18 protein-coding genes, 2 tRNA genes and 4 pseudogenes are annotated in these 17,252 nt (G+C 58.1%); 12 read left to right on the top strand and 12 right to left on the bottom strand.

All coding sequences use genetic code 11. The annotated features are described in order from the left end of the window. Positions 1–138 precede the first annotated feature (138 nt). On the top strand, positions 139–1,158 hold the full coding sequence (sohB, locus tag QYE47_RS06145; protein ID WP_014590427.1) for a protease SohB: 1,020 nt from the start codon (positions 139–141) through the stop codon (positions 1,156–1,158). Between the two features lie 154 nt (positions 1,159–1,312). Continuing rightward, a tRNA-Cys gene (locus QYE47_RS06140) sits at positions 1,313–1,386 on the top strand. A 76-nt stretch (positions 1,387–1,462) separates the two neighbouring features. Here QYE47_RS06140 and QYE47_RS06135 read toward each other — a convergent pair. Beyond that, a pseudogene (locus QYE47_RS06135) lies at positions 1,463–1,615 on the bottom strand (integrase); the annotation flags it as partial. Between the two features lie 141 nt (positions 1,616–1,756). Here QYE47_RS06135 and QYE47_RS06130 point away from each other — a divergent pair. The 3 genes and pseudogenes from QYE47_RS06130 to QYE47_RS06120 all read left to right on the top strand — a co-directional run bounded on the left by QYE47_RS06130 (position 1,757) and on the right by QYE47_RS06120 (position 4,244). Beyond that, positions 1,757–2,185, top strand: coding sequence for a LexA family transcriptional regulator (locus QYE47_RS06130; RefSeq protein WP_070384463.1), 429 nt, complete (start codon positions 1,757–1,759; stop codon positions 2,183–2,185). Beyond that, positions 2,175–2,944: pseudogene (locus QYE47_RS06125) on the top strand (Y-family DNA polymerase); the annotation flags it as partial. The gene QYE47_RS06130 and the pseudogene QYE47_RS06125, both read left to right, overlap by 11 nt. A 43-nt stretch (positions 2,945–2,987) precedes the next feature. Beyond that, a complete protein-coding gene (locus tag QYE47_RS06120) occupies positions 2,988–4,244 on the top strand; it encodes an outer membrane protein transport protein (protein WP_335726757.1) in 1,257 nt (418 codons plus the stop codon). A 227-nt stretch (positions 4,245–4,471) separates the two neighbouring features. On the opposite strand, the gene QYE47_RS06115 is transcribed toward QYE47_RS06120, so the two are convergent. Both QYE47_RS06115 and QYE47_RS06110 read right to left on the bottom strand, forming a co-directional pair. Beyond that, the gene (locus tag QYE47_RS06115) at positions 4,472–4,945 is read right to left on the bottom strand and encodes an isoprenylcysteine carboxylmethyltransferase family protein (RefSeq protein WP_014590431.1); all 474 of its coding nucleotides are present in this window, start codon (positions 4,943–4,945) and stop codon (positions 4,472–4,474) included. 21 nt (positions 4,946–4,966) lie between these two features. After that, on the bottom strand, positions 4,967–5,860 hold the full coding sequence (locus QYE47_RS06110; protein WP_070383706.1) for an NAD(P)/FAD-dependent oxidoreductase: 894 nt from the start codon (positions 5,858–5,860) through the stop codon (positions 4,967–4,969). A gap of 111 nt (positions 5,861–5,971) precedes the next feature. On the opposite strand from QYE47_RS06110, the gene QYE47_RS06105 reads away from it, so the two are divergent. Then, entirely contained in the window at positions 5,972–6,622 is a 651-nt protein-coding gene (locus QYE47_RS06105; protein WP_019438753.1) for a TetR/AcrR family transcriptional regulator, read from the top strand. A 30-nt stretch (positions 6,623–6,652) separates the two neighbouring features. On the opposite strand, the pseudogene QYE47_RS06100 reads toward QYE47_RS06105, so the two are convergent. After that, a pseudogene (locus tag QYE47_RS06100) lies at positions 6,653–6,744 on the bottom strand (IS5/IS1182 family transposase); the annotation flags it as partial. 740 nt (positions 6,745–7,484) lie between these two features. On the opposite strand from QYE47_RS06100, the gene QYE47_RS06095 reads away from it, so the two are divergent. Next, positions 7,485–7,784, top strand: a complete 300-nt coding sequence (locus tag QYE47_RS06095) for a hypothetical protein (protein ID WP_010954670.1) — start codon at positions 7,485–7,487, stop codon at positions 7,782–7,784. Between the two features lie 125 nt (positions 7,785–7,909). Here the strand turns inward: QYE47_RS06095 and QYE47_RS06090 are convergent, their stop codons facing one another. Continuing rightward, entirely contained in the window at positions 7,910–9,007 is a 1,098-nt protein-coding gene (locus QYE47_RS06090; protein WP_014590435.1) for an SDR family oxidoreductase, read from the bottom strand. Between the two features lie 72 nt (positions 9,008–9,079). Here QYE47_RS06090 and QYE47_RS06085 point away from each other — a divergent pair, with 72 nt between their 5' ends. After that, positions 9,080–9,451: a MerR family transcriptional regulator gene (locus QYE47_RS06085; RefSeq protein ID WP_019438756.1), complete on the top strand. Its 372-nt coding sequence runs from the start codon at positions 9,080–9,082 to the stop codon at positions 9,449–9,451. 31 nt (positions 9,452–9,482) lie between these two features. On the opposite strand, the gene QYE47_RS06080 is transcribed toward QYE47_RS06085, so the two are convergent. The 4 genes from QYE47_RS06080 to QYE47_RS06065 all read right to left on the bottom strand — a co-directional run bounded on the left by QYE47_RS06080 (position 9,483) and on the right by QYE47_RS06065 (position 12,586). Continuing rightward, entirely contained in the window at positions 9,483–9,719 is a 237-nt protein-coding gene (locus tag QYE47_RS06080) for a hypothetical protein (protein ID WP_070383707.1), read from the bottom strand. A 276-nt stretch (positions 9,720–9,995) separates the two neighbouring features. Continuing rightward, a complete protein-coding gene (locus QYE47_RS06075) occupies positions 9,996–10,202 on the bottom strand; it encodes a DUF6434 domain-containing protein (RefSeq protein ID WP_041166882.1) in 207 nt (68 codons plus the stop codon). 91 nt (positions 10,203–10,293) lie between these two features. Beyond that, positions 10,294–11,304, bottom strand: coding sequence for an alcohol dehydrogenase AdhP (adhP, locus tag QYE47_RS06070; RefSeq protein ID WP_070383708.1), 1,011 nt, complete (start codon positions 11,302–11,304; stop codon positions 10,294–10,296). A 412-nt stretch (positions 11,305–11,716) separates the two neighbouring features. Next, positions 11,717–12,586 (bottom strand): LysR family transcriptional regulator, encoded by an 870-nt coding sequence (locus tag QYE47_RS06065; RefSeq protein ID WP_019438760.1) that lies wholly within the window; start codon positions 12,584–12,586, stop codon positions 11,717–11,719. A gap of 148 nt (positions 12,587–12,734) precedes the next feature. On the opposite strand from QYE47_RS06065, the gene QYE47_RS06060 reads away from it, so the two are divergent. Beyond that, complete coding sequence (locus QYE47_RS06060; protein ID WP_014590439.1) at positions 12,735–13,907, top strand: multidrug effflux MFS transporter; 1,173 nt, start codon at positions 12,735–12,737, stop codon at positions 13,905–13,907. 372 nt (positions 13,908–14,279) lie between these two features. Here QYE47_RS06060 and QYE47_RS06055 read toward each other — a convergent pair. Beyond that, positions 14,280–14,469, bottom strand: a pseudogene (locus QYE47_RS06055) (hypothetical protein); the annotation flags it as partial. Positions 14,470–14,729: 260 nt separating this feature from the next. Here QYE47_RS06055 and QYE47_RS06050 point away from each other — a divergent pair. Further along, on the top strand, positions 14,730–14,927 hold the full coding sequence (locus QYE47_RS06050) for a hypothetical protein (RefSeq protein WP_070383709.1): 198 nt from the start codon (positions 14,730–14,732) through the stop codon (positions 14,925–14,927). A 1-nt stretch (position 14,928) separates the two neighbouring features. On the opposite strand, the gene QYE47_RS06045 is transcribed toward QYE47_RS06050, so the two are convergent. After that, complete coding sequence (locus tag QYE47_RS06045) at positions 14,929–15,342, bottom strand: DoxX family protein (RefSeq protein ID WP_019438763.1); 414 nt, start codon at positions 15,340–15,342, stop codon at positions 14,929–14,931. 104 nt (positions 15,343–15,446) lie between these two features. Beyond that, positions 15,447–15,531, bottom strand: a tRNA-Leu gene (locus QYE47_RS06040). 199 nt (positions 15,532–15,730) lie between these two features. On the opposite strand from QYE47_RS06040, the gene QYE47_RS06035 reads away from it, so the two are divergent. Continuing rightward, positions 15,731–16,006 carry a hypothetical protein gene (locus QYE47_RS06035; RefSeq protein WP_014590473.1) on the top strand — a complete coding sequence of 92 codons (276 nt, stop codon included), beginning with the start codon at positions 15,731–15,733 and terminating at the stop codon, positions 16,004–16,006. Positions 16,007–16,090: 84 nt separating this feature from the next. Then, the gene (locus tag QYE47_RS06030; protein WP_070383710.1) at positions 16,091–17,251 is read left to right on the top strand and encodes a nitrogen regulation protein NR(II); all 1,161 of its coding nucleotides are present in this window, start codon (positions 16,091–16,093) and stop codon (positions 17,249–17,251) included. The last annotated feature ends 1 nt before the right edge of the window (position 17,252 follow it).

The following is a 17,252-nucleotide window of genomic DNA, read 5'->3' as shown; positions in this document are numbered from 1 at the left end:
ACGAAAAAACATACAAGCGTTTGAAAAGGTTGTTTGAAAGATGTTGCCAGCGTTTACACCGGCTGGCAGCACCACAGACGCAACGGTATGCTTGCAACAGTGACGCGCCGTAGTGGCGCAGGCATTTAAGGAGTCAACGTGGAGTTTCTTGCCGAATACGCAAGCTTTCTCGCCAAAACCGCCACCCTGGTCATCGCCATCCTGGTGGTGCTGTCGGCCATCGCCGGTCTGCGTGGCAAAGGTCGGCGCAAATCGGGCGGGCAATTACAGGTCACCCGACTGAACGATTTTTACAAGGACCTGCGTGAGCGCCTGGAGTCCGGCCTGCTCGACAAGGCCCAGCTCAAGGCCCTGCGCAAGCAGCAGGCCAAGGCGGAAAAACAGCAGAAGAAGGGCAAGGCCGAAGACAAGAGCCGGGTATTCGTACTGGACTTCGATGGCGACATCAAAGCCTCGGCCACCGAAAGCCTGCGCAACGAAATCACCGCGCTGCTGACGCTCGCCACCGCGCGTGACGAAGTGGTACTGCGCCTGGAAAGCGGCGGTGGCCTGGTGCACAGTTACGGCTTGGCGGCGTCGCAACTGGCGCGTATTCGTCAGGCGGGCATCCCGTTGACCGTGTGCATCGACAAGGTGGCTGCCAGCGGTGGGTACATGATGGCCTGCATCGGCGAGAAGATCGTCAGTGCCCCATTCGCCGTACTGGGGTCTATTGGCGTGGTGGCACAGTTGCCCAACGTCAACCGCCTGCTGAAAAAACACGACATCGACTTCGAAGTGCTGACTGCTGGCGAGTACAAGCGCACCCTGACCATCTTTGGCGAAAACACCGAGAAGGGCCGGGAGAAGTTCCAGGAAGACCTGGACATCACTCACCAGTTGTTCAAGGATTTCGTCTCCCGCTATCGTCCGCAGTTGCACATCGATGAAGTGGCCACTGGCGAAGTCTGGCTGGGCGTGGCCGCCTTGAATCGCAAGCTGGTGGACGAGCTGCAGACCAGTGACGAGTACCTGAGCGAGCGCGCGCGCAACGCCAACCTGTTCCACCTGCACTATGCCGAACGCAAGAGCCTGCAGGAGCGCATTGGCATGGCCGCCAGCGGTACCGTGGAGAACGCGGTGGTAGGCTTGTGGAGTAAACTCAGCCGCCTGCGCTAACACCTTGAACCCGTTGAAATTTTTTTTCGTTCAGGGGGTTGCAAGGTTAAAAGAATGAAGACATAATGGCGCCCATCGAAACGCAGCAAACTTTGAAAAAGGTTCAGCGTTTCAAGGAGATAGCAAAGCGCAAGCAGCTAGATCCGACCTTTGAGGCCGAGTAGCAAAGTGGTTATGCTCCGGATTGCAAATCCGTCTACGCCGGTTCGATTCCGACCTCGGCCTCCACCATTCGAAAGCCCCGCAGATTAACGTCTGCGGGGTTTTTCTTTATGGGTCGAAAAAAGGCAAGAGTTCCGAAACTTCAGCCTTTCGAGGGCTTTGCGATCGCGCCGACGCGCCGGTAAACATGCTTGGTAATACCCTCTTTCGAATGACCCAGCAGCACGCTTGTCTCGTTCAGGTCGTTGATCTCCGGTGCGGCCTTCGGCCGAATATCGCGGAACTGAAATAGCGAGTGATCCATCGACTCGTAGATCGGGTACCGTCCGCACATATCCCACCTCTCGCCCGTCAGAATTTTCGCCACCCAGGATTGACCGGGCTCCCGATGCCGGATTTGCTGTATATGCATACAGTTCGCATTGGGCCTTCCATCATGACCATCACATTTATAGGTACGCCCACCGGTGTTACCGAACCGCTACCGCTGTATTCGTTCCATGTCCCGGCCGGTTTCCCTTCGCCTGCTGCGGACCATTTGGAAGGCCACATTTCCCTAGATGAGCTATTCGACCTCCGGGCGCCCCATGTGTACCTGGTAAAAGTTGAAGGCGACAGCATGCAAGGCGCAGGCATCTACTCGGGTGATCTCGTGATCGTAGACCGAGGCCTTGAGGCTGAGCACGGCGACATCGTGATTGCTGCCGTTAACAGCGAACCTGTGTGCAAGCGTTTGCACCGACGCGATGGCGTTGTGGTCCTCAAGTCGGAGAATCCGACCTACCCACCGCGGTACATCATGGAGGGCGACGAGCTCGTCATCTGGGGTGTCGTGCGTTACAGCGTTCGCGACCATGCGCAGTGATCCAGTTTTCGCACTCATTGACTGCAACTCGTTTTGCGCAAGTTGCGAGCGTGTATTCCGGCCCGACTTGGCCAAGACGCCGATCGTCGTACTGAGCAACAACGATGGCTGCGTGATTGCCAGGTCATACGACGCCAAGCCTTTCGTGAAGATGGGCGAACCGTACTTCCAGGCGAAGGACAAGTTACGTCGGCACGGCATCATGGCCTTTACAGTAATTACGCGCTTTACGGCGACATGAGCGAGCGTGTCATGTCGTTGATCGAGTCGATGGTGCCTGCCACCGAGATCTACAGCATCGACGAGTGCTTCGCTGATCTGTCCGGTATTCAGGAAAACTTGACCCAGTTCGGGCGAAAGCTGAGGTCCAGGATCTTCCAGTGCACTGGCATACCTGTGGGGGTTGGGATCGCCGGCACAAAGACCTTGGCCAAGCTGGCCAATCACATGGCCAAGCGCCTGCAGGCCCAGACCGGCGGCGTGGTCGACATCACCGATCCGTTCAAGCGAGATTGGGTGCTGCGCAATACCGAGGTGAAAGAGGTGTGGGGAGTTGGCCGCCGTATGACTGCCCACCTTCAAGCGATGGGCATTCATACGGCGATGGATCTGGCCAAGGCTGATGCCAGGACGCTGCGACAGAAATTTAGTGTGGTGGTAGAGAAGACTGCCCGCGAACTGGCAGGAACGCCTTGCCTGGAGCTGGACGAGACCGAGCCCCCGAAGCAGGAAATCTGCTGCAGCCGGATGTTCGGCAAACCGTTCAATCTTTGTCGTTGGTCATGTGCTACTGAGTCCGTCGATAAAACTCCTCGGTTCGTTGCTGGTACTGGGTGCCTCTGGCGTTGCTAGCGCCAATGGCATTGCTCTTAACGAGCAAAGTTCCAGTAGTGCCGGAACAGCGTACGCAGGCAGGTCATCTTCCGCACTGGATGCAAGCACTCTTTACGGTAACCCTGCCGGGTTGACCAAGCTGAAGCGCAGTGAACTGTCCGGCGGATTCGCCTCACTCGCAGTGAGCGACGATATCAGCCATGCCCGGAGCAGTGTTTCAGGGACGAATAAAGGCGACTCGGTACCTCTGGCGGCCATACCCTTCGGCTATGCATCCACACCCATTGACGAGCAGTTATCGATTGGCCTGGGTTTTTATGCGCCGAGTGGGCTGGTCAATGATTATGAACGTTCATTTCAGGGGCGTTACCACGGCTCCTACAGCACGACCAAGGAAATGACCCTGCAACCGACCATCGCCTATCGCGTCAATGACGTATTGTCGATTGGTGGAGGACCGACGATCAATCGGTTCAATGCGAAACTTGAGAACGCTCTGGCTACAGGCCCCTTGAATGGCCAGGACACGCTGGTAACCATCAAGGGCGATGATGTGGCGATTGGCTACAACGTCGGCGTGCTTGTCGATGTCAGCGAGTCGACACGCTGGGGGGTGACTTATCATTCAAAAGTCAGCTACCACCTCGAAGGGCATACCGAGGTATCCGGGGCGCCCAGCGCACTGTCACTGGACGGAAAGTATGCCGCGTCGATGGATCTCACAATGCCAGAGTCTCTGGATACCTCTATTACTCACAAGTTCAACAGCCGTTGGACCGGATATCTGGGAACCACCTGGACCCGTTGGAGCCGGCTTCAAAAGTTTGAGGCGGTCAACAGTGGTGTTTCATCCACCGGCCAACTACTCGGTTTCGGGAAAGTGGGGGAGTCGTTGAACTGGCATGATACATGGTCCGCGGCGATAGGGGTGTCCACCCAATTGACATCACGGTGGCTGTTGAGGGCTGGTTACGCTTATGACCCTGCACCGGTAGGAAACACCGACCGCAGCGTGCGCATTCCGGTGGGCGATCGCCAAGCTGTGACCGTGGGCGGTGCCTACTCACCTGATGCGGACCTCACCATTGATTTCGCCTACGGTTACCTCTGGGATGCCAGGGTTTCAGTGAAGCCTGAAAACAAAACCGGACTCCAGCCGCAGTACTCGGCTGAATATCAGAATCACGCACATGGAGTATCAGTCCAGGCAACCTATCGTTTTTGATCGTGGTGCAGCGTCTCGAAACCAAGGGGACACTTCACATACATGAAAAGGTCTTGTCCGCCCTAGCTACCCTCAATAAACCACGCTGAGGCGATTTAATCTGGGCTAGGGGGAATAAATCTGTCCCCTTTTCAGTCATTCTACGAAATCAGGGCCCATTCAGTAGCCGTGGCAAGAAAGTCGGTGTTGGTTATCAGGATATCCCGCATGCAGCAGTTGCGGAATAGTCAGAGCCAGCGGCGAACCTTGGCCTTGTAACGGCGGTAGTCGTCGCCGAACTTGGATTCGAGATAGCGCTCCTCGCGGGCGATTACCTGTTTCTGGATCACAATCAGCACCAATGGAAGCAAAGCCAAGGCGATTGCTCCGTCGAAGCCGACCGCAATGCCGGCATAGACAAGCGCCATGCCGAGATACATGGGATTGCGGGTCCTCCGATAAGGGCCGGTCGTTGCGATGAGGGTCGTTGGTCGCGACGGCGGAATGTTGGTGCCCAGACGCCGGAACAGCCCCGCCGCCGCAAGCATCATCACCGCGCCGGCAGCGAACAGCAGCGCGCCCGTCGCGACCAGCAACCACCGGTCGATGCCGAAGTAGCTCAGGGCGACGAACCGATCCGCCGCCAGCCCCAACAGCAACGCTCCTAGATAGATGAAGGGCGGAGGTAAGCGCACCCCCGCGCTGTCCGGCTCGACGGCCATGTTCATTTCCTCTCTAAGCGCTCAAGCCAGCATCGACTGCTGGGCAAAAATACCCGCCATCGCGCCCTGCGATGATGCCTGGGTGACCGAGGGCAATATGGGCGTGGTGAGATCGCCGGCGGCGTAGATGCCGGGTGTGCTGGTTTGGCGGCGTTCGTCGACCTTGAGGACGACGCCGGTTGGCGTATCCATCGTGGCGAGGTCCAGCGATTCATGCAGGTTTGCGGATGGCTTGTTGCGCGGATGAGCAAACAGGATGTCGACCGCAACAGTGGAGCCAGTGTCGAGATTGACAGTAGCGATATGCCCTTGGTGATGGGCGATCTCGACGATCCGCCCGTCGATGACAGATATGTTGCGGTGAGCCAGATCGGCCTGGATATCAGGCGCAATGTCGTGACCATCGGCAAAGACAGTCAACCTGTCGGTCCAATCGAGGAACAGCCTGACCTGGTTGTGAGATTGCGGGCCGGACCACACGAGGCCCCAATGTTGCCCGGCGACTTCAAAGCCGTCGCAATAGGGGCAGGGGACGATGGACGTCCCCCAGCTATCGGCAAAGCCCGGAACATCAGGCATCTGATCTGCGACGCCATAGCTTAGGATTACGCGGCGGGCCTTGAGGCTTTCGTGCTCGTCAGTGACAACGCAGAAATCGTCGATTACGCCAGAAATTTTCTCCGCCCGGGCATTGACCAGCCTGATCGTTGGATAGCGCGCCAACTGCTGCCGCGCCGCGGCCAAGATGTCCAGCGGCGGTGTGTGATCGTGACCAAGCAGACCATGTGAATGGCCGGCAAAACGGTTACGCGGGCAGCCGGTATCAAGAACGATGACCTTGCGACGGGCACGGCCGAGCTGTAAAGCGGCGGCGAGACCGGCAAAACTTCCGCCGATGATGATGACGTCATTCATGGTGATGGGCTCCGCTGGAGGGCAGGTTGAAACCTAGCCTTTGGATTGCAAATTTAAGATACCGAGTGGTATCGTATACCTTAAATTAAGATACTGCAAAGTACCAATATCATGACTGAGACCATACAGGTCCGGCGCGGCCGGCCCACCAACGAGGCGCTTGCCCAAACGATACTCAACGCCGCGAGCGAACTTTTTGTGGAATTGGGTTTTCAAGCGACGACGTTGGACAAGGTCGCCCAGCGGGCGAAGATATCCAAGCTCAGCATCTATAAGCGCTTCGAGAACAAGGAGGCGCTGTTCAGCGCAGCCATCACGGCTGGTTGCCAGGAGTCGTTTGCACCACAGGCCCTGCTTGAAGGTGCCGAAGGTTCGGTCGAAGACCAACTTATGGCGGTGGGAACATCACTGCTGCGCACGCTGTTGAGACCAGACGTCAGCAGTATCGAAGCCATGGTCATGGCCGATAAAACGAGTCAAAACGCCTTGAGCAAGCGCCACTACGAAGCCGGCGCCGCCCATGTCATCGCCGACATCGAGACCCTGTTGCGCCAACTTCACGCGAAGGCGCTTCTCAACGTGCCCGATTCCCTCCAAGCCGCCCGCTTGTTTGCCGCGCTCTTCAAAGGGTCCGATCTACTGATGATCGCCCGCTTCGATCAGGCGAGAGCAGAGGACGAAAACGAAATTGAATCCTACTGCCGGTCGGCCGTCGCTATGTTCATAGCCGCGCACGGTCGCAGCGACCGCGCAAGTGGATAAGCATTTAATTGCTCCAGGGCAGCTTGGCCTAGGCTTGGGTTTGCGCTTCAGGGTTCGCAGGGGAATCACAGGCTGCGTCCGATAACTGCGCAGTACTGACGCAAGTGCTCAGCATCGCAGCCTGAATCGACCATAGACTCGGAGACTCCTTCAAGCTGCTGGCTGCTATTGACCGATTGCTGTCCTTAGCGAGAGGCCGCTTTGGGTCCAGGCTGTGTGAAAACGTTCAGCGCGATCCGACTGGTTAGAAAACGACCATAAATTCGCGCTCCTGCGCTAAATCTGGGTTAGCTGAATAACCAAGCCGTTACAGATTTCACGTACGCTCGCACGCTTCAGAGATAAATTTGGGTTTTCACACAGTCTGAGTCGAGCGGACAGTGGGACGAGGGTGTAAGTGACGATAGAGGACTGCTTGAGCTCATAGATGTTGGCGGATGACCCGGTCCGGCGCCGCCCTTGCCGGGGACGCGTTATCGTTGAACTAGAGGTGATATGCTTCGCCGCTTACCAAACAGGGAGGGTGGTAATGACACTGCGGGAGAGGCATAAGGCGTTTCAGGAATGGTTCACGCCGAGGCGGCGTAGGCGAGCGGGCGGAACCTTACTCGCCATCTGGGCTGTCGGCATCTTCATCTACCCTGGTCAGCACTGGATCTATGTATTGACGCCAGGAGTCATGTGGTTCTTGAGCGCTTGGCCGCCCGAGCTTCACGACAAGCGTTGAGTCTCTGGCGGGGCTGCTGAATAGCCGATTGTCCGATTCAGCTCACAGATGAGTCAGACGAATTTGCGTAAAACTGCACGTTCGCTATGGTGGCAATAAACCACCTGACTACAACTAAAGTCGTAGGAGCGTCTCATGAGAATACGCGGTGATGTTTTCTGGGCCTGGGCTGACCCGACGCTTCATCACCGAACTCACGACGAGACGCTCGACGATGGGACATACATTGATGTTCAGACGCGGCTGTCGCGGACAGGCAAAACGCAGATGTTCATCGGGGTGTACGCCCCTGGTGGCATGGCTATCCTTGAAGAGGCCTTCGATTCTCGCCCTGGCGAGTCGATGACCAGGGCGCTGGCGTGGGGCGTTGGCCGAGCCCGACGTGTCGCTGCTGAAGGTGCGCCTGCGGCAGGCTTTCTGGCTGCCTCGAAATAGCGGAGGCGCGCAGCGCCGGAGGTCGAGCGGCGACTTACTGTCATCAGCGAAGACGCAGTGCGTGAAATGCCTGCGTCGCCACACTTTCAGCTATCCGACAGAGTGGGCATCATCAGCCTGGCCCGTCATCCTCGCTGGCCAGCGCCCTCACTTTTGGATTTTTTCATCAAGGAGCCGTTGACATAGCGCACCGTGTTTTCCAGGGCTCGTGTCATGTCGGGATGGGTAAACTGGTACTTTCGCTCCAATTGCCTGCTGTTTCCCATGTCGAAGCGCTGCGTCTGAATAAAGTTCAATGACTCGGCGCTGATCGCCAAGCGGGTCGCCAGTCCCGGAATCGTCAATATCGACCTGAGCAACCCTATGGGTATATGGCGGCGGGGAGCCTTGACCTTTAGCGTGTCTGCGATCTGCCCAAGCATTCCCTGCAAGTTCGGTGTTCGCTCATACAGCGCCAGAACTTGCCGGTTGGCCATGGAGGGGTCGAACGCCACGCAAGTTATCATTTTCACCAGATAATCGACGCTGACCAATGGCAACCAGTGACTGGCGGAACCGGGAATAGCTTTGAATCGGCCTTGTGCCAGATTGCGAATGAGTTCGGCAAGCGGTTGTCCGTCCAGGATATGCCCGTTCTCGCTGTGGCCGCACACCGTAGCAGGGTGAACAATCGTGTAATCCGCATCCGCGTCTTGCATATAGCGGATGACTGCAAAATGGGACTCGAGTTTGCTGCCTTCGTAGCCGCCTACACGGGCGTAGACCGCGGGCCAGTTTGTGTTTTCAGGGCACTGAATATCAACCCCGATACGGGCAAGGTGGTTGAGGTTTTGCAGCATGAAGCCGCCTACCATGAGCAGTCGGATGCGCTGGCTGGCCGCAAGCCTGGCCACGCTCAGAGCACCTTGGACATTGACTGTGCGGGCGCGCTCCGGTGTCAGCCCCCAGGAAAATTCAGCCGCGAGATGGAAAAACACAGCGGTCGCAGTGACGCGTTCTTTGTCTGCTTCGCTGAGGCCAAGCCCCTCCTGGCTGATATCGCCTTCAACGGCATGGAGATACTCCGGGTTACCCCCCAGTTGGCCTACCTGCTCCTTGAGGCGTTCGATGTTACCGGGGCTGCGCATCAGTACCCAGGTCTTGTGCCCTTGCGCAGTAAGACTGGCCAGCAAATGTTGCCCCACAAAGCCGCTGCCGCCGGTGACAAAGCATTCCACACTCATGTTTGAACCCTTGTTTGGATGATGGGCGCAGGCTAAGGTGTAGAGCCTGCTCTACAGTCAAGGATTTTTAACGTGAATATTGGAGAGTTGGAGCGCCGGAGTGGGCTCAGCCGCCATACATTGCGCTATTACGAACAGCTCGGGCTTATTGAGCCACAGCGACAAGCCAACAACTATCGTAGTTACAGTGAACAGACCGTTGCTGACTTGGCTTTTATACAGAGTGCCCAGGGCGGGGGCTTTTCACTTGCTGAGATTGGGGACATTCTTGTGGCCAGGCGGGGTAACACGATCGACTGCGCGCAAGGTGCCGTCTTGGTCGCCGCCAAGATGGCCGAGATTCAAACGAAGATCACCACGCTACAAGCCGCTTATGTTTTTCTGGACGCGGAGCGTGCCAAGCTCGAAGCCAGTGCTATTGCCAATGGGCAGATAATTCCCTGAGGTCCTGTCCATGACCTTTTTCGATCGAGCGTCAGCCTTCAGGTAAGGTTATACCGCAGATAAACTCATGCGTCCCCAAGCGGTGCGAGCCGAACTCCACCACGTAGCCGTCTCCTCTGCGTTCCGCCTCTGCCTTGGCCGTCTTCTGGTCGGCATAAACGTCGACAAAATGCCATGGATGTCGGTCTCTCAGGACTCCCCATCCGATGACCCAGCCTTCCCGCGAAGGGTCCGGCGGCAGGTGCTTCGCCAAGCTTCGAATGGACATACCGATCTCCTCATATGCACAGGCTCGCCCTTGCAGGTTGAGCACTTTTCTTGAACCACACCTCGCGGGCGTCGGTCTTCAGCATGAAGGATGAGTGATATTTCCAGGTTTCCTCATCAAATATTGAAATGTTCGCAGTCTAGGATTGAACTCAAGCCAATTCCACCATCGAGGGAGTCAGGAAATGGATTATTCCAGCATGGTTGAATCGTTGGACAAGATGCTGAACGCAACGGCTGCAGCCAAGGCCTGCCTGCAGCCGTCAGATACAGAACGTCACCCATACCTCCGTAGCCATTCGTCCGCGACGTCACCCATGGTTGATGGGGTGCCACTCTTGATCCAAAGCATGAGTCCACGGTCGAACTTGAATGCCGCGCCGCACTCGCTGAGCAGAAACTGACGAACCTTCTGCGTGTTGCGGTAATGCTTGTCCAGGGGAGTTGTACGGGTGATCGGCCCGGCGTGCCAGTCGACGGTCATGGTCTGTTCCTTTGACAATTGAGAAGGCAAAAAGCCCGTAGAGGGTCATCTACGGGCTTTGCTGTGGTTTCACATGACCTGGCTCGGCCTGTCAGCCTTCGAACTGTATCACCATCCGGCCTTTGATCTTGCCCTCCAGCATCTCGTCAAAGATCTGGTTGATATCCTCGATCGGTCGCAGCGTTACCTTGGGCACCACTTTGCCTTCAGCGGCAAACTGGAAGGCTTCCTGCAGGTCCTGGCGTGTACCTACCAGCGAGCCCACCACTTCGATCCCATCAAGCACCAGGCGAGGAATATTCAGGTCCATGGACTCCGACGGAAGCCCGACGGCCACCAGTCGCCCGCCAGCGCGCAAGGCATCGACGGCAGAATTGAACGCGCCTTTGGCCACGGCAGTAACGACGGCAGCATGTGTGCCACCGGTCTTGGCCTGGATGACCTTCGCGGCATCTTCGTTGAGCGGATTGACGACCAGGTCCGCGCCCATCTCGCTGGCGAAGCGCAGTTGCTCTTCGTTGACGTCGATGGCGATCACTTTGGCGTTGAACACATTCTTGGCATATTGCAGGGCCAGGTTGCCCAGGCCGCCGAGCCCGTAGATGGCGATCCATTGGCCGGGGCGGATGTTGGAGATTTTCACTGCTTTGTAGGTCGTGACGCCGGCGCAGGTGATGCTGCTGGCGGCAGCGGAGTCGAGGCCGTCGGGTACTTTGACCGAGTAGTCGGCCTTGACGATGCAGGCCTCGGCCATGCCGCCGTCCACGGTGTAGCCGGAATTCTTCACGTCGCGGCACAGGGTCTCGTTGCCGCTGTTGCAATATTCGCAATGTCCGCAACCCTGGTAGAACCAGGCAACGCTGGCACGGTCGCCTGGCTTGAGCGAGGTGACGCCCGGGCCAACTTCCTGGACCACGCCAATACCTTCGTGGCCCAGTACTACACCGGTCTTGTCACCAAAGTCGCCATTTTTCACGTGCAGGTCGGTGTGGCACACACCGCAGCACTGCATCTTCAGCAACGCTTCGCCGTGTTCGAGAGGGCGCAAGGTTTTCTCTATCACGTCCACGCGACGGCCTGGTGCAACGACAGCAGCTTTCATGAGAGCCTCCGTGTCTATCCGATGTGAGCTTGGGTTATCGTCGGGACAGCATAGACCTTGCCGGGCCAGGCAAAACTGCTTCAGGTCATGGTCATGGTGGGCGCTTCCACAAAATACCTGCGTATACCTGACTGGCCTTTGCAGAAAAAAGAAAAGCCCGCGGCAAGGATGCGGCGGGCTGCAAGAACATACGGAGCAGGGCCAGTGTGCCCATCCGGATGTCGACATTTCGTGAAGGTCAGGTCATGAGGCTGTCATCATCTGCACCGAAGTGCGCAGGCTCACAAAAAAGCGGCCGACGTCAAGTAATTTGCGAGGGTTTTCTGAAGGCCAGAAACTTATATCGGGCGCCGGGTTAGCTGAACTTCGCGCCACTTTGCGGTGCTGCGGCGTTGTGAGCCATGCCTGACGTTCAATCGGAGAAAGCCGATGTGATCGCCTCCACAACGACACGCACTCTGGCCGTGCGCGCCAAGTCTTGGTGCAACACCAGCCACGCCTCGTAGGACTTGGCCCGCCGGCACCCCGGCCATAGCCGCACCAGCGCGGGATCGCGCTGGGCCAGGTACTCGGGTAACTCGCCTATGGCTAGGCCGGCGCGCACGAAGGTCGCGAGCATCAGGCTCGAATCCAGTTCGGCAACCACGCGCCCCTGTGCTCTGGATTCACCCGCCAGCGTGTTGTCCTGCCGGCTGGTCACACCCTGCTGGTAAAGTGCAATATCGTGATTCGCAAGGCCTTGTCCGGGCTGTGGTTCGCCATGTTTTTCCAGATAGCTTCGGGTAGCGTACAGGCCGACTTCCCAGCAGCCGAGTTGGCGAACGATCAAGTCAGGTTGCTCTGGCCGCAGGGTACGTACAGCAATGTCGGCCTCCCGCCGTGCCAAGTCGAGCAACCGCGTCGTAGTACTCAGGATCACCCGCACTTCAGGATGGCTGGCGCGCAGGTGTTCAATGGCAGGAAGCACGAAGTCCACCGCCAGGGCGTCGGTGGTGGTCACGCGCACCTCACCGGCCACGCGCGCATCGGCACCTTCGCCGCGGCGCTCGAAGGAGACTGCCATGCGTTCCATGTCCTCGGCCATACGCAGCACTTCCTGGCCGGTGTCCGTTAGCACCAAGCCGCCCGTGGTGCGCAGGAACAGCCGACTGCCCAGCGCTCGCTCCAATCCGGTCAGACGCCGGCTCACCGTGGTCTGGTCGATGACAAGTTGCTGCGCCGCCCCGCGCAAGGTGCTGGCGCGCTGAATTGCCAGGAATATCCGCACGTCGTCCCAGTTCATTCCTACCCCCATTGTTGGGGCTGCAAATATGCAGCCATATGCTGCTATTTTATGCATTTTCACATGAAAGGCGTCTCCGTAGCATTGCGTCAATCCCTTTTGAACCCTTTGACGCGCAGCCGGCCCGCCTGGCTGCCGGGGAGCTACCATGCCTCGCTTACCCTTCATCCTGACAGTCGCCATGCTGAGTGCCTTCGGGCTGATTGCTTCGGACGTTTATCTACCCGCAATGCCAAGCATGGCCACCGAGTTCGGCATCGCCGACTGGCAGATGCCGCAGACCATCTCGTTCTACCTGCTGGCACTGGCATTTGCCCAGTTGGCCTACGGGCCACTGTCGGATCGCAATGGCCGCAAGCCCATACTGCTGGGAGGCATCGCCCTCTACATCGTCGGCTCGGTGGGCTGTGCCACCTCCACCACCTACAACGGGTTTCTGGCGTGGCGCATGCTGGAAGCAGTCGGCGCGGCTGCGGGCCTGGTCGTGGGTCGCGCCCTGATCGCCGACACCTGCGACAAGCGCACCTCTGCCAAGGTCTATGCGGTGATCTACCCGCTGGTGTCGCTGTCGCCAGCCTTGGCACCGGCCATAGGCGGGCACTTGGCAGCGGCCTTCGGCTGGCGAGCTGATTTCCTGTTCGTCGCTGCGTTCGGTGGCATGGCACTGCTGATGGCAATGACGCTGCTACCGGAAACGCTACCCATCGCGGCCCGTACCCGTACCTCCCCCTTTGCCGGCTTCAGTCATGTCCTGCACGACCGAACTTTTCGCCGCTATACATTGGTGGTCTGCGCGATCTATTGCGCTTGGTTCGTCTACTTGACCCAATCGCCGTTTCTTTTTGCGCGCCAAGGCTTGAGTGAGGAGCAAAGCGGCTGGCTGTACCTGCCGCTGACGGCCGGCATCATCGCTGCCAACCTGCTGACCAAGCGGCTGCTTGATCGCTGGCACTACGACCGTATCCTCGCTGTCGGCATCATGTGCTTCGTACTTGGCGGGGCGGCATTCCTGGCCGTGCTGGCTCTGGGGCTACATGGCGCGGCCGCTGTGGTGCTGCCGATGTGCCTGGTCAGTCTCGCCAATGGTTCGTCGCTGTCGCTGGCGGTATCTGGGGCCATTGCGAGTGAGCACGGGCATGCGGCCACCGCGTCAGGACTGGTAGGGTTCTGTCAGATCGGCAGCGCCGCGCTGGTGGCAATGGGGGTCAGCGCGGCCTTCGGCACCGGCCTTGGCGTGCTTTGCGGCGCGGTAACGGTGCTCGGCCTGATCGCGCTGTCCACCTGCCTGCCATGGCCTAGAAACCGGACGAGCGTGGTCTGATTATCCTCAATGACGCTGGAACCCCAGCGCCCGGGCCGTGAATGCTTCCAGCATGTGGGATTGGTTTGGTCGCAGCATTCGTTTCGTTATAGGTCTGTCGCAGCCGACTGCCAGCAGCTGAATTGAATTCGTTCGGGCACAAGAGGACATCGTGAAAATTTTGGCTATCTCAGGCAGCTCACGTGAAGCGTCAACGAATACGGCGTTGTTGCAAACTTGAGCATCTGTTGTTACGCATCCCTCTCATTGGAAAATCCCCGGAGGAAGTCGTGAGCTTTTTATGCCTGCCAGATAATGAGTCGCAAATCAGGTCGTTACTACTCAAATTTGCTGCAGCAGTTCATCAAAGCAGCAGGGCGAGCCTGGCAGCCACTAATACAGTTCGTTAGAAATCCGAATTAAGCATTCGATGAAGCGGGCGAGCATTTCCGAAGGCTCGCCTTCCGGACGCAGCAAGTAGGTCGTCAGCAACGGCGAACGGCCTGTCAGTGGCCGTGCCACTACGCCAGGTTCCTGGCTGGCCAAAAATTTGCGCGCAGCCCGTCAGCCCCAGGGCGATGCCTTCCTGCGTGCTTGGCTTACTGCATATGATGAATCCGCCTAACTTATTGATAAACTTGCTGTATCTGGCTATGGCGTAGTCAAGCAAAGTTCGGTGCTGGAGTCATGGTGAAAAAAGCCCGCCATGGAAGGCGGGCAAAAGACGTTTGAAGGGAGAGCCTGCAGGTTGCGCCGGTCCGGTTAACCCAGGATTAAGCGACCACGCATTGACCCGGCACCCTGATCAGCCTATACAGGCCTGCCATTATCCCAGGAGCCAGCATGCGCGACGAAGACGACCTGCACGAACCCGAGCATGATCACCTGCTTGACCACGAATTTCTCTACGACGACGTGGAGCCCGAGGCGGATGCCCAGGGCGCCGAGGATGAAGTGGAGGAAGACGAGGAAACGCTGGATGACCTTGATGACGAAGAGCGCGATCACCCAGCCTGGTTCGACGATTGCGAAGACGACTGACTCAGCGACCATCCACCGAGAACCGCCCAGGCCCGCTTACCGCGAGCAACAGCAGGCCGCCCATGATGCTGAGGTTTTTCAGAAACTGGGTCGTGTTGGCGCTGCGCTCAGGGTCGACCATGTTCCAGAATGGGTGGCCCAGCAGCGCCGTGCCCAGCACGAACAGCGCGAACAGAAATGCTAACGGCCGTGTGTAGAAACCGAGGATCAACAGGATTGCGACGAGAAACTCCATGATGACGGCAATCCCTGCTGCCAGCATCGGGGCAGGGGCGCCGAGCGAGGTCATGTAGCCTACCGTGCCATCGAAGCCGGTCAGCTTGGCCCAGCCAGACAAGACGAACAGGATCATCAGCAGTACGCGGGCGATCAGGATAATGATGTCGCGTTGACCATCGAACAGGGAGTAGCGCATGGCGGCGTTCCAGTGGACGGGGACAAGCTCCACTTTAGCAGCTACGCCAGACATTGCTTTCAGGCAGCAAAAAGGCGCCGCAGGGGCGCCTTTTCAACGAAGTTTGGTGCGAGTGGCGGGACTCGAACCCGCAAGGCTCACGCCGACAGATTTTAAGTCTGCTGTGTATACCAATTCCACCACACTCGCACGCTTGAAGGGGTCGCAACGACCAGCTCGCTTCTAAGCAGAAGGGCTTCGCAATCAAGCGCGCTTTATAACCCATTGTTATAGTTGAGTCAACTGCAGCGCCTATGATCAACAGATAGAAGGGTGATCGAACCGGCAATTGACACCGTGCTGTCGTTACGCCACTGTCGCCCATCATTGGATCCAAGAGTGTTGCGTAATGACTCAGGGCCGGGTTGGTGAAGGTGTGGTGCGTCCCCGGTTATTCTGGCGGCTGTTGTTCGCGCAAGTGCTCGTGCTGGGTGCATTTCTTTACATCAGCCTGATCAGCCTGGGCGTTTATCTGTTGTTGCTGGGCTTTGATGCGGAGCACTCACAGCAGCAGCGTATGTTGGCGCTGGCCGGCGGTGGTATGATCATGCTGCTCAGCCTGTGGTTGCTGAAAGTGGCCATGCCGCGATGCATCAGTCCGACGCTGGCCGAGCCGGAACGCTGACTGCCTGTAGTCGTTCAGCTGTCTACTGGCAGACACTCCGGGCTACGCTCATTTCCTTCCTCCTGCTGTGCCAGTGGAGTTTGCATGGTTTCAGCTGACTGCCTCGATGCTTCCGTCATGCCTGCCCATCGTTACGAACAGCTGGTTCAGTCGGTGGTGGATTATGCCATCTACATGCTCGACCCTTCTGGCCATGTGGTGTCGTGGAACGCAGGTGCGCAACGGATCAAGGGTTACCGTAGAGATGAAGTGATCGGCAAGCACTTTTCGTTGTTTTTCACGGCGCAGGATTGTGCGGAGGGCCGCCCTGAGCGTCTGCTATGCCAGGCGCTGGAGCAGGGTGTGGCGCAGGACGAAGGCTGGCGGGTGCGCAAGGACGGCACGCAGTTCTGGGCCTTGGCGGCACTGGATGTGATCCGTGATGAAAATGGCCAGATCATTGGCCTGGCCAAGGTGACACGCGATATCACTGACCGTCGCGAGACGGCGCAGCAGCTCGACGCAGTGCGCGCCCAGCTGTTCCAGGCGCAGAAGCTTGAAGCCCTCGGCCAGTTGACCGGTGGTCTGGCGCACGACTTCAACAACATGTTGACCATCATCATCAGCTCGGCGCGCCTGGCGCTGGCCACCCAGGACCCGGCACGCACCCAGCGTATGTTGCAGCACATCCTCGATGCCAGCCAGCGTGGCACCGAACTGACCCAGCAACTGCTCAGTTTTGCCCGTCACCGCAAGTTCGATGTGGCCAGCGTTGCCCCGGCAGAGCTGGTTAATGCTACGCGTGGCCTGCTTGAACATGCATTGCCAAGCTCGATTGACATGAAGGTGTTGCTGCAACCGGACCTGCCGTTGATCGAGGTGGATGCCGGGCAACTGCAGATGGTGTTGCTCAACCTGTTGTTCAATGCTCGTGATGCCATCGACGGGCATGGCCGCATCAGCCTGACAGTCGATGTGGTCGAGCTGTTCGGCGAAGTTGAAGGGCTGAAGGGCAGCTTCGTGCGCTTCGAGGTGGAAGACAGCGGCGAAGGCATACCCACAGAGATACTGCCGCGTATCTTCGAGCCGTTTTTCACCACCAAGCCTTTCGGCAAGGGTACCGGCCTGGGGCTCAGCCAGGTCTATGGTTTCGCCCGGCAAAGTGGCGGTGCCATTTGTGTCGACAGCGAGCCTGGCCGGGGAACTTGCATGCGACTGTACTTGCCAATGTATCAGGACCAGACGGATAGCCCACTCGACAGGTAGA

The organism is Pseudomonas sp. 2,4-D (assembly GCF_030418155.1).
GTDB lineage: Bacteria > Pseudomonadota > Gammaproteobacteria > Pseudomonadales > Pseudomonadaceae > Aquipseudomonas > Aquipseudomonas alloputida.
The sequence above is the reverse complement of the archived record's forward strand: the minus strand, read 5'-3'. Positions and strand labels throughout refer to the sequence as shown.

Excerpts from the sequence above, each read along its gene's own strand:
- QYE47_RS06060 (WP_014590439.1), top strand. The coding sequence starts at position 12,735 with ATGCCTCGCTTACCCTTCATCCTGACAGTCGCCATGCTGAGTGCCTTC.
- QYE47_RS06110 (WP_070383706.1), bottom strand. The coding sequence starts at position 5,860 with ATGAATGACGTCATCATCATCGGCGGAAGTTTTGCCGGTCTCGCCGCC.
- QYE47_RS06075 (WP_041166882.1), bottom strand. The coding sequence starts at position 10,202 with ATGACCGTCGACTGGCACGCCGGGCCGATCACCCGTACAACTCCCCTG.
- QYE47_RS06080 (WP_070383707.1), bottom strand. The coding sequence starts at position 9,719 with ATGTCCATTCGAAGCTTGGCGAAGCACCTGCCGCCGGACCCTTCGCGG.
- QYE47_RS06045 (WP_019438763.1), bottom strand. The coding sequence starts at position 15,342 with ATGCGCTACTCCCTGTTCGATGGTCAACGCGACATCATTATCCTGATC.
- adhP (WP_070383708.1), bottom strand. The coding sequence starts at position 11,304 with ATGAAAGCTGCTGTCGTTGCACCAGGCCGTCGCGTGGACGTGATAGAG.
- QYE47_RS06065 (WP_019438760.1), bottom strand. The coding sequence starts at position 12,586 with ATGAACTGGGACGACGTGCGGATATTCCTGGCAATTCAGCGCGCCAGC.
- QYE47_RS06115 (WP_014590431.1), bottom strand. The coding sequence starts at position 4,945 with ATGGCCGTCGAGCCGGACAGCGCGGGGGTGCGCTTACCTCCGCCCTTC.
- QYE47_RS06095 (WP_010954670.1), top strand. The coding sequence starts at position 7,485 with ATGAGAATACGCGGTGATGTTTTCTGGGCCTGGGCTGACCCGACGCTT.
- QYE47_RS06130 (WP_070384463.1), top strand. The coding sequence starts at position 1,757 with ATGACCATCACATTTATAGGTACGCCCACCGGTGTTACCGAACCGCTA.
- QYE47_RS06090 (WP_014590435.1), bottom strand. The coding sequence starts at position 9,007 with ATGAGTGTGGAATGCTTTGTCACCGGCGGCAGCGGCTTTGTGGGGCAA.
- QYE47_RS06050 (WP_070383709.1), top strand. The coding sequence starts at position 14,730 with ATGCGCGACGAAGACGACCTGCACGAACCCGAGCATGATCACCTGCTT.
- QYE47_RS06035 (WP_014590473.1), top strand. The coding sequence starts at position 15,731 with ATGACTCAGGGCCGGGTTGGTGAAGGTGTGGTGCGTCCCCGGTTATTC.
- QYE47_RS06105 (WP_019438753.1), top strand. The coding sequence starts at position 5,972 with ATGACTGAGACCATACAGGTCCGGCGCGGCCGGCCCACCAACGAGGCG.
- QYE47_RS06030 (WP_070383710.1), top strand. The coding sequence starts at position 16,091 with ATGGTTTCAGCTGACTGCCTCGATGCTTCCGTCATGCCTGCCCATCGT.